General features: G+C 41.3%; 11 protein-coding genes. 5 read left to right on the forward strand and 6 right to left on the reverse strand.

Features of this window, described 5'->3' with window-relative positions:
• Positions 1–375 precede the first annotated feature (375 nt).
• A complete protein-coding gene (locus HBHAL_RS09515) occupies positions 376–987 on the forward strand; it encodes a metallophosphoesterase family protein (protein ID WP_014643181.1) in 612 nt (203 codons plus the stop codon).
• Positions 988–1,028: 41 nt separating this feature from the next.
• Here the strand turns inward: HBHAL_RS09515 and guaC are convergent, their stop codons facing one another.
• Positions 1,029–2,012: a GMP reductase gene (gene guaC / locus HBHAL_RS09520; protein ID WP_014643182.1), complete on the reverse strand. Its 984-nt coding sequence runs from the start codon at positions 2,010–2,012 to the stop codon at positions 1,029–1,031.
• A gap of 261 nt (positions 2,013–2,273) precedes the next feature.
• Between guaC and HBHAL_RS09525 the strand changes: the two genes are divergently transcribed.
• Together HBHAL_RS09525 and HBHAL_RS09530 are read left to right on the forward strand one after the other, a co-directional pair.
• Entirely contained in the window at positions 2,274–3,554 is a 1,281-nt protein-coding gene (locus HBHAL_RS09525) for an EAL domain-containing protein (protein ID WP_223254277.1), read from the forward strand.
• A gap of 178 nt (positions 3,555–3,732) precedes the next feature.
• Complete coding sequence (locus HBHAL_RS09530; protein ID WP_014643184.1) at positions 3,733–4,836, forward strand: NADH:flavin oxidoreductase; 1,104 nt, start codon at positions 3,733–3,735, stop codon at positions 4,834–4,836.
• A gap of 59 nt (positions 4,837–4,895) precedes the next feature.
• On the opposite strand, the gene HBHAL_RS09535 is transcribed toward HBHAL_RS09530, so the two are convergent.
• The 3 genes from HBHAL_RS09535 to HBHAL_RS09545 form a co-directional block, all read right to left on the reverse strand.
• Positions 4,896–5,135, reverse strand: a complete 240-nt coding sequence (locus HBHAL_RS09535; protein ID WP_014643185.1) for an indolepyruvate ferredoxin oxidoreductase subunit alpha — start codon at positions 5,133–5,135, stop codon at positions 4,896–4,898.
• Positions 5,136–5,804: 669 nt separating this feature from the next.
• The gene (locus HBHAL_RS09540; RefSeq protein WP_014643186.1) at positions 5,805–6,671 is read right to left on the reverse strand and encodes a pirin family protein; all 867 of its coding nucleotides are present in this window, start codon (positions 6,669–6,671) and stop codon (positions 5,805–5,807) included.
• 62 nt (positions 6,672–6,733) lie between these two features.
• Positions 6,734–7,171, reverse strand: coding sequence for a MarR family winged helix-turn-helix transcriptional regulator (locus HBHAL_RS09545; RefSeq protein WP_014643187.1), 438 nt, complete (start codon positions 7,169–7,171; stop codon positions 6,734–6,736).
• A 293-nt stretch (positions 7,172–7,464) separates the two neighbouring features.
• Here HBHAL_RS09545 and HBHAL_RS09550 point away from each other — a divergent pair, with 293 nt between their 5' ends.
• Both HBHAL_RS09550 and panF read left to right on the forward strand, forming a co-directional pair.
• Positions 7,465–7,746, forward strand: a complete 282-nt coding sequence (locus HBHAL_RS09550; protein ID WP_014643188.1) for a YhdT family protein — start codon at positions 7,465–7,467, stop codon at positions 7,744–7,746.
• Positions 7,743–9,209 (forward strand): sodium/pantothenate symporter, encoded by a 1,467-nt coding sequence (gene panF, locus HBHAL_RS09555; RefSeq protein ID WP_014643189.1) that lies wholly within the window; start codon positions 7,743–7,745, stop codon positions 9,207–9,209. The genes HBHAL_RS09550 and panF overlap by 4 nt, the downstream gene beginning before the upstream one ends.
• A gap of 51 nt (positions 9,210–9,260) precedes the next feature.
• Here the strand turns inward: panF and HBHAL_RS09560 are convergent, their stop codons facing one another.
• A complete protein-coding gene (locus HBHAL_RS09560) occupies positions 9,261–9,785 on the reverse strand; it encodes a hypothetical protein (RefSeq protein ID WP_014643190.1) in 525 nt (174 codons plus the stop codon).
• A gap of 856 nt (positions 9,786–10,641) precedes the next feature.
• Complete coding sequence (locus HBHAL_RS09565; RefSeq protein ID WP_014643191.1) at positions 10,642–11,631, reverse strand: ABC transporter substrate-binding protein; 990 nt, start codon at positions 11,629–11,631, stop codon at positions 10,642–10,644.
• Positions 11,632–11,670: the final 39 nt, after the last annotated feature.

Below are 11,670 nucleotides of genomic sequence, written 5' to 3' on the forward strand. Positions count from 1 at the left end.
CGTGTGGCAACGTCGTACGACCCTGCGTCGTGTAGGGCCGGAAAGCGAACTGTCCCCTGCAGGACTTCACCACAAACTAAAATCTCAAAACTTAGTCTTAACTATCGGGACCTACGGTTTAATAACAATCATGGCAAATCAATACTATCGCCGGCCGGAACCTCGCAATAAAATATCCATTAGAATACAGGCTTTCTCAGAGGCGGAAAAGCCTGTATTCTAATGGATTCTATTACAAATAGGTTACAAATAGTCTAGAAGGGTTTGATGAGCTTCAAAAAAAGAAATAGACAAATAGTATTTACCTGTACCTATTTTTCCAGATTACGAAATTGTTACTGCAATTTAGCGGCAGGTTAAAGGAGGAATTGATCCATGCGTTATCTTGTAGTTTCTGATATACATGGAGATATTGAAAAGTTTGAGGATGTCTTACAAGAGGCTTCCTACAATCCTCAGGAAGATCAGTTGATTCTGCTTGGGGATTATGTGGATAGGGGTCCTTGCTCTAGAGATGTAGTTGCAAAAGTCATTGATCTTGTTAAGAATGATGGAGCCATTGCAATTAAAGGAAACCACGACGATTTATTTATACGTTCTAAATATGAAAAGGAAGCCAAGAAACTTTGGGATTTGAACGGCGCTTCCACAACTTTTAAGTCTTATAATGGAAACATGGAAGAACTTCGGAAACACCAGGAATGGATGGAAAATAATCTGAGGCTCTATTATGAAACGGAAGAATATATTTTTGTACATGCCGGATTAATGCCGCATATTCCCCTTCAGGAACAGGAAGAACAAACGATGCTTTGGACGCGTCAAACGGCAAGGGTAGGTCTTGGTAAAACCGTTATTCACGGACACACACCTGTAAGACACATTGCTTACTATGAAGATCAGGTAGATATAGATACCGGAGCCGTATATGGAGGTAAGTTATCCCTGTTAGAACTTCCGTCCCATGAAGTGTATACGGCCACATAAAGAAAGGAATGAGCTTGAATCAGCTCATTCCTTTTTTTCATTTAATAGGCACGATCTCCATTAAATATAGAGTTTTTAACAATCACATAATCCACCGTTCTTAATGCTTCCAGCTTGTTTCCACCTGCATAGGAAATGGAGGATTGAAGGTCCTGCTCCATTTCCTCAAGAGTATCACCCAGGCTGCCTTTATGCTCCACATACATTTTCTTGCCTTCTACATTTTTCTTTTCGCCTTTTTGGTATTCAGATGCAGACCCAAAGTATTCCTTAAAGCGTTTGCCGTCTTTCTCAAATGTTTCTCCTGGAGATTCTTCATGACCGGCAAATAGTGAACCAATCATGACCATAGTGGCACCGAATCGAATGGATTTTGCTATATCGCCATGGGTTCGAATGCCTCCATCTGCGATAATTGGTTTACTGGCTGCCTTGGCACACCAGCGCAGTGCAGCCAGCTGCCACCCACCTGTACCAAATCCGGTTTTAATTTTAGTAATACATACTTTACCTGGACCGATTCCAACTTTAGTTGCGTCTGCGCCAGCATGTTCAAGTTCTCTGACCGCTTCCGGTGTTCCGACGTTTCCAGCGATTACAAAGCTTTCAGGAAGATGGTGCTTAATATGCTGGATCATTTCTATAACGGCATTGGAATGACCATGAGCAATATCAATGGTTATATAATCTGGTATCAATTTCTCACATGCCAACTGCTCGATAAATTGGTATTCTTCAGTTTTTACCCCGACACTAATGGAAGTGAACAAATCTCGTTCCATCATATCTTTGATAAACGTGTATCTGGCCTCAGGATCAAAACGATGCATAATATAAAAATACCCATTTTCAGCTAGGAAAAGAGCAATTTTCTCATCAATAATCGTTTGCATATTCGCGGGTACTACCGGTAACTTAAACTGTCTGCTGCCCAGCATAACGGTTGGATTACACTCTGACCGGCTGTTTACTACGCATTTAGCAGGGACTAGTTGAATATCTTCATAGTCAAATACATTTTCCATAATTTTCACTCCTGAAAACGAATGTTTAAAAATACAAACAAATAATCGTTCGTCTATTAGTTAATTTACAGTATATATTTTACTCTGTCAAAGACTTCAGTTAGTTTTTTATTGTTTTATTCTGTTGAAAAATAGATAGATTCCTATAATAATATGGGGAAGAGTTACCTTTACATCAGTGGTATGCAGGAATTTACTACATAAAAGTAGAAATAACAGGAGAAGTGGATAAATAATGACAGGATTAATGAGGGTTTTACAATGAATAGAGAGAAAGCACGTGTGGATACAGCTGGAAATAGAGAACGGCATGCAGGAGGGGGAACTATGGATCCATTGGATATTGTAGGGAATCTGGATCAAATTAAGCCTGTTTATCACCCTGTAGTAAGTGCGATAAGACATGATGTGGTCGGTTATGAAGTACTGGGAAGATATTATAATGGCCATGAATGGCTAAGTTTAGGGTTCTTTTTCCATGATGACGATGTGCCTGAGGAGTTTAAAGTAGAAGTTGACCAGCATTTGTTGAAATTAGCCCTTTCACAGATGGTTGAATCTAATCGGGACGGGTTATTATTCATCAATCGAAATGCGAAACAATTAATGGTGAATAATGGAGAGGATCTATTAGACACGCTTCTCAAGTTCCAAAACCAAGGGTTTTCTATGGAAAGAGTTGTGCTTGAAGTGACAGAACATGATTTTGATGAGGAATTTGAAGTGTTAAGCAATTTGCTGCTTTATTACAAAACATATGGCATCCAAATTGCAGTTGACAACGTAGGTGCGAGGAGCTCAAATATTGACCGCATTCGTCAGCTGGAACCTCATATTTTAAAGATCAATACTGCCATAATCAGGCAGCACAATTCTGATGGATTTCAGGATATTATGTACTCTTTATCCATGCTTGGAAGACGTATAGGAGCTGCTTTACTTTTTGAAAACATTGAAGATGAATCTCAGCTATACTTCGCATGGAAACATGGAGGGAGATATTACCAGGGCCACTATTTGGCGAGGCCGGAATTTTCACTTATTGATACAAAATCCCTTTCTTTAAATGTGAGTACTAAAATAGCCCATTATATTAAACGTGAAAAATCGCTCGTGGAGCAAAGGCTGAAGTATATCCTGTTATGGGAAAAGAAAATTAAAGAATTACTTCCTAAATGGGAAGGTCAGAAGAAAGTAGATGCATTTATCCAAACGGCAACCTCTGAATTTAATGAGGAGAGCTTTCGTATGTTCGTGTGCAACAGTGATGGTCAGCAAGTTTCCTCAAACTTTAATAAGCACGAAAACACCTGGGAGATCGATCCGTATAAGCGAGGTTCCAACTGGGCATTCCGGCCTTATTTCTTAGAAAACGTTATGCAAATGCAAACATGGAACAAAGGCATTCTCTCTGAGATTTATTCGGATATTGAAACGAAGGATATGATTCGGACATTCAGCTTTCCTCTATCAGCCGAGCATTTTCTATTTATTGATATTCGTTATTCCTATTTGTATGATCACGAATGTTTACTAATATAAAATGGATGCCGTCAGGGCACAAAGGGTAGAGATGCTGAGCCTACAGGGGTTCAGCATTTTTGTGTTTTATTAGATTCAATTACACTTTGGATGGTTTGGATATAAACAGATTGCTTTCTTTCGCTTCATGTATTTGCCATAATACTCTTTGCAAGAACGAAAGAGGAGGATTTGAAAAATGACTAATACGAATCAATCAACCGAACCATTATTCCAAACATTCAATAGCGATAATCTTGTATTAGAAAACCGTACGGTCATGGCACCCATGACCCGAGGATATTCACCAGACAACATTCCTGATCAGAACGTAGCTGATTACTATCGCCGTCGTGCTGAAAATGGAGTGGGGCTGATTGTCACAGAAGGAACCGGCATTAATCATCCAGCTTCCGTTTCAGGAGCCAGTATTCCTGTTTTTCACGGGGAAAAAGCACTGGAAGGCTGGAGCAATGTTGTAAAACAGGTTCATGATGCAGGCGGAAAAATTGTACCTCAGCTATGGCATGTAGGTATGACAAGAAGCAAAGGCGATCTGCCAAATGAGGAAGCTCTGCCGGTAGGGCCATCCGGTTTGAGTCTTGATGGTGAACCAGTAACGGAACCTCTCACAGAGCAGGAAATCAGTGAATTAGTGGAAGCATATGCTCAAGGCGCAGCGGATGCTAAGCGTCTAGGGTTTGATGGGATAGAGATTCATGGGGCTCATGGCTATCTAATTGACCAATTCTTCTGGGCGAATACGAATCGCCGCACTGATCGTTATGGTGGTGACCTTGTAGGCCGTACTCAGTTTGCTGTAGAAATTGTAAAAGCATGTCGTCGTGAAGTCGGTCCTGATTTTCCGATTATTTTTCGTTTTTCTCAATGGAAAATGAATGATTTCAAAGCTAAACTTGCTGAAACACCGGGTGAATTAGAACGTTTTCTACAGCCTCTTGTGGAAGCGGGTGTCGATATTTTCCATTGTTCTACCCGCCGGTTCTGGGAAGCAGAGTTTGAAGGCTCTGATTTAAACTTAGCAGGATGGACGAAGAAATTAACAGGCAAGCCTGTGATTTCAGTGGGATCCGTTGGGTTGGACGGAGAGTTTACGAATTTTTCTGGTGCCAATACCACCAGTCTAGATGGTCTTGTTGAAAAACTTGATCAGGAAGAATTCGATCTCGTAGCTATAGGCCGTTCTTTATTAATGGACCCTGAATGGGTAAGGAAAGTGCGCGAAGGTCAGGAGAATGATTTATTGCCTTTTGATAAAGAAGCGCTCCAAAAATTATATTAAATCTTTAGATTTTTCTCTAATAAAAGCGCCAAATCCACACGGGGATTTGGCGCTTTTTTCTATATATTACCGAAAAATTTTTCTGCTTTATCCAAATAAGGCTCTTCGTCAGGTGTCATTTCATATTCTTCTACAATTGCGTCTACAGGGCAGGCTGCCACACATGCTCCGCAGTCGATACAAACATCCGGATTAATATAAAATTGATCCGGACCTTCTGCAATACAATCTACAGGACAAACGGTAACACATTCACCTGCTTTTTCTGATTCGCACGGGCTGGTTATAACAAAAGCCATAATAGCCCTCCTTTCCTTTTATTTTTAGTTCTTTAAATTTTACAGTAAAGCTCCCATTACTGGAAGACTTGATTTCGAGACATTTGTTGAGCGGAAGGTCCTACGGGGGACGATTTCGCTTTCCGCGGGCATGAGGTGAGCTTCCTCGGGCTTAACAGCCCTGCGGGATCTCACCGATCATGTTCATCCCGCAGGAGTCTACATCGTCCCCCTCCGGACCTGGCCAAATAAGAAACTCGAAACAGCTTCGTTCTTCACCCGCTTGAGAAGAAATAACAACATGGGCGTATATCCTTTTCAGGCTGGAACTACGCTGTATAGCCTGTTATATAAGCATTTCAGGCGGGATAAGGAGATAGGATACTCTCTTTCCGAAGGGGCCGTTCGCCCTAATACAGTTGGGCTGGTGGGGAAATGGCGAGACTCCCATGGGAGAAGGGACTAGGTGAGATCCCGCAGGGAGTGAAACGAGCGAGGAAGCTTACCGTTCCCCCATAGGAAAGCGAGCTATTTCCCCACCAGCCCTTCTCCAAATATCGTAATGGACCAGAATTATCTCGAAATTGAGTATTCAACTAAACGGCCCTTTAGCTTAATAAGCCCCATATAAAAAAACTGCAATAACGTGTACCATAACCTAATTATTGAAAAGTTTACATTCAAGGCGTTTTATTCAGCAGGTGGGCCGAACTTGCCTTGATTGAAATCAAGATAAGCCTGCTTGATCTCATCCATTGAATTCATAACAAATGGACCATAAGGAACAATGTTCTCTCTTATTGGAGCACCAGAATAGACGAGGATTTTAGTTTGACGCTGGTTAGCTCTGATTTTTAGTTCACTGGATTGATGCTCGTTTCCTTTGTCCTTATAGGTAAGTGTTGCCACACCATGTTTATTTAGTTCGGTGCTGCTTGTCCCGACGGATATACTGCCGGCTAACACGTAAAGAAATGCGTTATGGTTCTCAGGTATATAATGAGAAAGTTCGGCATCCTCAGCCAGATTAATCTCACTTAATGTAAAAGGAACAATAGATTCCAAAGGACCTTCAACTCCTGCAATGTTTCCGGAAAAAACCTTTATGGAACCACCCTCAAACGGAACAACCGGGGCCTTTTCAGAGTACACATTCTGATAGATCGTATCCGTATTTCTTTTATCTTTAGGAAGGTTTAACCAAAGCTGGAGGGTGTGCGCGATATCATCTTCCACACCATCTTCTGCATGACGAGCGGCCCAGCCTGCATTCATGTACTGAACGTCACCTGGTTCAAGAATATCACGTCCCCCGCCATTATCAATATGTTCAAGACGCCCATCCACTACATAGGTGACGGTTTGAAAACCACGATGCGGGTGGTCAGGAAACGTGCCTTTTTTAAACCAGTCCTCCGCCATCAGGATGAACGGATCGAATTCTGCCCAGCGGTCTACAGGTAATACCCATCCTTTTTGAATAGCCGGGAAGCCCATTTCGTTATATTTCACATACCATGAATCTTTCACATCTCTTTTAAAGTGTGTTTCATCCAATTCTATCATCCTTTCTAATTGATTTGCTATTGCTGTTATTTAATAAAATTACATACATGATATTATTCGGGGATTTCATTGAAGTTCTGGTCTATCTTGCTAAGAAGATCTTCTAATTGCTCTTTCTCTCTACTCGTTAGATTTTTAGTGGCAATCTTATTGAACTCTTCGGTCACGGGCAGTATTTCTTCGCGTAACTCGCTGCCGGTTGGCGTTAGATAAAGCTCCAATGAACGACGATCTTCACTTGAGTAGTTCCTAGTAATAAACCCTTTATTCTCCAGGTTGGAAGCCATACGGGCAATATTCGTTTTATCTTTATTTAACTTCCTGGAGATCTGCCTCTGGTTTAGTCCATCTTCCTCCCAGAGAAGCATCATAATGAGATTCTGTTCAGGAGCAAGGTTATAGGGTTCAAGTCTTGATTTAATGTAATTTGTCAACTTTAAATCCGTACGGTGGATTTTAATGCTGATATAATCTTCAAAAGATAACTTCATGGTCTATCCCTCTCTATGGTATGCCACCAGAAAAATAGTTGCTATACATACTAATTAAATTAATTTTAGATTAAAAAATAAAGACAGGTTTGTCAAATGAAGGGCTTTGGGACTTTTAAGCTAGTTAAGTCAAATCGTCGGAAACAGGTTTCTACTAAAACTACGAGTTTATGTTCTTGAACCATTCCATTCAATTCATATAAAATGAAGCGGTTAGATTCTGTATCTTCGCATATAAGTGTTATGGTAAAAAATAGTATTCTATTGAAATCTACTAAATAAGGAGTACATGTATGAGGAAAACGAAACGATTCGAGGAGGATGCAAGGTATCGAGTAGCTAATCGAGAAGCCTTAATCGGGATTGTTCTGGTCATGATCAATTTTGCATTATGGTTCGGGTTTGCCTACGGACTGGGTTCAAAACCTGTAGAAGAGTATAGTTATATCTGGGGACTGCCGGCTTGGTTTTTCTACAGCTGCATCGCATCGACTATTGTGGTCGTTATATTAGTGATGCTGGCTGTTAAGTATCTGTACAAAGAAGTGTCGTTTGAAGAGGAGGATGAGGAATGAATGGGGAGGTAATTATACCGCTTTTATTATTTCTGGTGATTATTTTCTTTGTAGGCTTCTATGCCTCAAAGCATATTAGATCCACCTCCAATTTTCTACAAGAATATTTTCTTGGCAGTAGACAGCTTGGGGGATTTATCCTTGCCATGACGATGACAGCTACATATGGAAGTGCAAGCAGTTTTGTAGGAGGACCGGGAGTTGCATACACAATGGGACTCGGATGGGTTTTACTCTCTATGTCTCAACTGGCAACAGGGTACTTTGTACTTTCTGTGCTTGGCAAAAAGTTTGCCATCATGGCGAGGAAAATTAGAGCGGTTACTTTGATTGATTTCTTAAAAGAAAGGTATCAAAGTAAATGGGTAGTCATTTTATCAGCAGCAAGCATTATTATTTTTCTATTTTCGGCAATGGCTGCTCAATGGGTTGGCGGAGCCCGATTAATCGAATCACTCACTGGCCTATCATATACAACGGCATTGTTTATATTTGCCGTGTCCGTATTGGTTTATGTCATTATTGGAGGCTTTCGTGCGGTAGCGATTACGGATACCATTCAAGGTGTAGTCATGTTTCTGGGTACACTGGTCATTTTAATAGGAACCATTATTGCCGGTGATGGCATAGGGAATATTATTTCTGATTTAACTGCAGAAAACCCGGCTCTTATATCACCATTTGGTTCCGATCAATCTCTTACTCCGCTATACGTATCTTCATTCTGGATACTAGTTGGAGTAGGTGTGGTCGGGCTGCCTCAGGTAGCTGTACGAGCGATGTCTTATAAAAATTCCAGAGGCATGCATAAAGCTCTTATTATAGGTACCATTGTAGTTGGTTTCATCATGCTTGGTATGCATCTTACGGGGGTATTTGCACGCTCAGTACTTCCGGGTATAGAAGTAGGGGATACCGTCATGCCTAAGATTGCGATGGAAGTTCTCCCTAACTGGCTGGCTGGAATTGTGCTGGCAGCACCCATGGCCGCCATTATGTCTACGGTTGACTCTCTACTGCTGCTGGTTAGTTCGGCGGTTGTAAAAGATGTTTATCTAAACTATGTAAAGCCGGAAGCAGATGATCAGAGGATTAAACGATTCAGTATAGGTGTAACAGCTGTTATTGGGATACTTGTTTTCGCTATGGCTGTTAATCCCCCAGAACTGTTAATATGGCTGAATCTCTTTTCATTTGGAGGGTTGGAAGCTGCTTTTATCTGGCCAGTAATTATGGGGCTTTATTGGCAGAAAGGAAACGCGAGTGGCGCCCTTGCTTCTATACTCACAGGAGTAGGGAGTTATATTCTGTTTCATTCGTTTATGCCGAACGCTTTTGGTATGCATACGGTGGTCCTGCCAGTAATTTTATCCCTGTTGGCTTATGTAGGTGTGAGTCTGGTTACAGCTCGTCACCATGAAGATGTGCAAGCTGAAGTATATGAAAAACTTTGGAGCGCTTAGCAATAAGTAAACAAGAAGCGGAAATTTCAGTTAACCTGAAATTTCCGCTTTTTACTGAGTTTTTGGAGGTACTAGAAAAACAAATTTGACCGACGCTGTAGTTACCGTTGAACTTCCCCAGGAAGCATCAATGATGTAAGTCATATTCTTATCCTTTTCACCTTTAATCGTAATGGACTGATTGGTTACTTTTTCTTCAATAGCCGTACCGCCTTGAATTTTTTGATAAGAGAGAAAATCAGGTTCAGAAAAGCTTTCCGGAAACTTTATTTGTACTTTATCTCCTATGTCCGCATTGATTAACCCGGGCTTAATGGCTTCTTTTAACTGGTCAAGACTGTCGGTTACTTTAATTTCCTTTTGACGAAAATCTTCACACTCAGCCTGTGCCAGACATTCAATATAGTATTTGGCCTGATAGTCCTGACTTTTGTACGTGAACACAACCTCATCTAATTTCCTCTCGGTTATATTTACGGGTGAAGTATCATTCTCCTGGTTGGATTGTGTTGTATCCTGACTCGAACATCCCGCTATTATGACGGCTACGATCAAGAAACGAATGAAAAGACTCATAAACGAACCTACTTTCTGCTGAACTTTTATCCTATCTTGGATTTTACAATGTTCCCGCTCGCATCACAAACTAGAAGGGAGGAGACTTTGCGTTTTTAAAACTTTCTTAATGACAGGTGAAAAGAGGCAGGTTAACGAATACACATAACCGTTGGGTTAAGTTGATATAGCAGAATTACTTTATAAAAGGCTTTGTTATAGTGTATTGTTGATTTTTCATAAGATGCTTATTACGCAATAGGGCCGGATTGTGGAAGACTCAGTTTCGAGATATTTTGTAGAGAAAGGGGCTCCAGGGAACGACTCGCTTTCCGCGGGCATGTGGTGAGCTTCCTCAGGCTTTGCCTTCCGGGATCTCACCGATCATGTTCATCCCGCAGGAGTCTTCGCCGTTCCCTTCCGCCCCTTTGCGATCATTGAGAGCTCGAAGTTCTCTGCATACACACCTTCCAATGAACAAGGATCATCTATAATCTACCTTGATTTTTACTGTTTTGTTTACGTGTAGGAACCCTGTTATAGAAGCATTTGAGGCAGATACAGCTTGGCTCCTGTCTTCTATAGCAGGGTCCGTTCACTATATCGTTGGGGTGGCGGAGGAAACGACGAGACTCCCGCGGGAGAAGGAGCTAGGCGAGACCCCACAAGGAGTGTTAACGACTGAGGAGGCTTGCCAGTTCCCCCGCAGGAAAGCGAGTTGTTTCCTTAGCCGCCCTATCCTTTTTTAGCAATGGCCCCGAGTTATCTCGAAACTGAGTCTTCAACAAACGGGAGCTTTACCTTAAAATCAACACGGGAACTTAACAGAGCATTATAAAAAAGGAATGGACGGATTTCCCGGCCATTCCTTTTCAGCTTACTCTTCATTTTCTAAGAAGTATTTTTCCAAATCATCTACCATCTCATTAGCGGCAATATATCCGCCTGCTGTGTTCCAAATCGCATCACTTACTTCATGAACGTCTCCGGATTTTACAACATCAAGGTTTTGGAAGAGGGGATCGTTTAACCATTCTTCTTGCAGATTGCTTGCTGCTCCATCTCCTGTTTCATACGTGAAGTAGAAGAGGACGTCTCCATCCATGGCTGGAATTCTTTCTTTAGTCGCTTTTTCCATAAAATCATTTACATCCTGGGATTCAGGTCGCTCGAACCCGATTTGTTCCAAAATGACACCTGAGAAAGAATCCTTATGATAGATTCGTACATGGTCCGGCAAGAAACGGATGACTGATACTTTTTGATTTAATTTATCTCCGGCTTGATCGGCAAAATCTTGTAGTCGCTGATCATATTCGTCGATCAGCTGTTGACCTTTGTCTTCCATATTTAGAGCTTCAGCGTAGGTCATGAAATTACTTTGCCACTCGCCACGTAGTTTTTCAGAGAAAATCGTAGGGGCAATTTTGTTTAACTTTTCATAGATATCTTCCTGACGCTGTTTGTTACCGATGATCAAGTCAGGCTCCAGTTCAAGGATTTTTTCAATATTTACGTTAGATTCGTCCCCGACAACCTCTACGCCTTCCATTTGATCGCTGATATGATCGTACCATGGATCGCCTGTCCAGGATTTAACTGCTCCTACAGGTTTAACATCCATAGCTAGAAGGGCTTCTGTACCTTCATTAGTAAGGATGACGACACGCTCTGGCTTTTCCTCAACCGTTGTTTCTCCCATTGCATGTTCGATTGTGTATGGCTCAAAGTTTTCAGATCCAGAATCATTAGAATTATCTTCGCTGTCCTGGGTGGTATCTTCTTCAGATGAAGAATTTCCGCAAGCAGATAAAACCAATGAAAGAACCATCAATAGAGCTAATGGTGCTAAGAACCTTTTTAACATAATAGCAACTCCCTAATTGAATATGATTATCATTTACAA

It is taken from the genome of Halobacillus halophilus DSM 2266, assembly GCF_000284515.1.
Lineage (GTDB): Bacteria > Bacillota > Bacilli > Bacillales > Halobacillaceae > Halobacillus > Halobacillus halophilus.

What these genes read in the sequence shown, in the direction of transcription:
- HBHAL_RS09525 (WP_223254277.1), top strand. Translation starts at nt 2,274, where the DNA reads ATGAATAGAGAGAAAGCACGTGTGGATACAGCTGGAAATAGAGAACGG.
- panF (WP_014643189.1), top strand. Translation starts at nt 7,743, where the DNA reads ATGAATGGGGAGGTAATTATACCGCTTTTATTATTTCTGGTGATTATT.
- HBHAL_RS09565 (WP_014643191.1), bottom strand. Translation starts at nt 11,631, where the DNA reads ATGTTAAAAAGGTTCTTAGCACCATTAGCTCTATTGATGGTTCTTTCA.
- HBHAL_RS09550 (WP_014643188.1), top strand. Translation starts at nt 7,465, where the DNA reads ATGAGGAAAACGAAACGATTCGAGGAGGATGCAAGGTATCGAGTAGCT.
- HBHAL_RS09515 (WP_014643181.1), top strand. Translation starts at nt 376, where the DNA reads ATGCGTTATCTTGTAGTTTCTGATATACATGGAGATATTGAAAAGTTT.
- guaC (WP_014643182.1), bottom strand. Translation starts at nt 2,012, where the DNA reads ATGGAAAATGTATTTGACTATGAAGATATTCAACTAGTCCCTGCTAAA.
- HBHAL_RS09545 (WP_014643187.1), bottom strand. Translation starts at nt 7,171, where the DNA reads ATGAAGTTATCTTTTGAAGATTATATCAGCATTAAAATCCACCGTACG.
- HBHAL_RS09560 (WP_014643190.1), bottom strand. Translation starts at nt 9,785, where the DNA reads ATGAGTCTTTTCATTCGTTTCTTGATCGTAGCCGTCATAATAGCGGGA.
- HBHAL_RS09535 (WP_014643185.1), bottom strand. Translation starts at nt 5,135, where the DNA reads ATGGCTTTTGTTATAACCAGCCCGTGCGAATCAGAAAAAGCAGGTGAA.
- HBHAL_RS09530 (WP_014643184.1), top strand. Translation starts at nt 3,733, where the DNA reads ATGACTAATACGAATCAATCAACCGAACCATTATTCCAAACATTCAAT.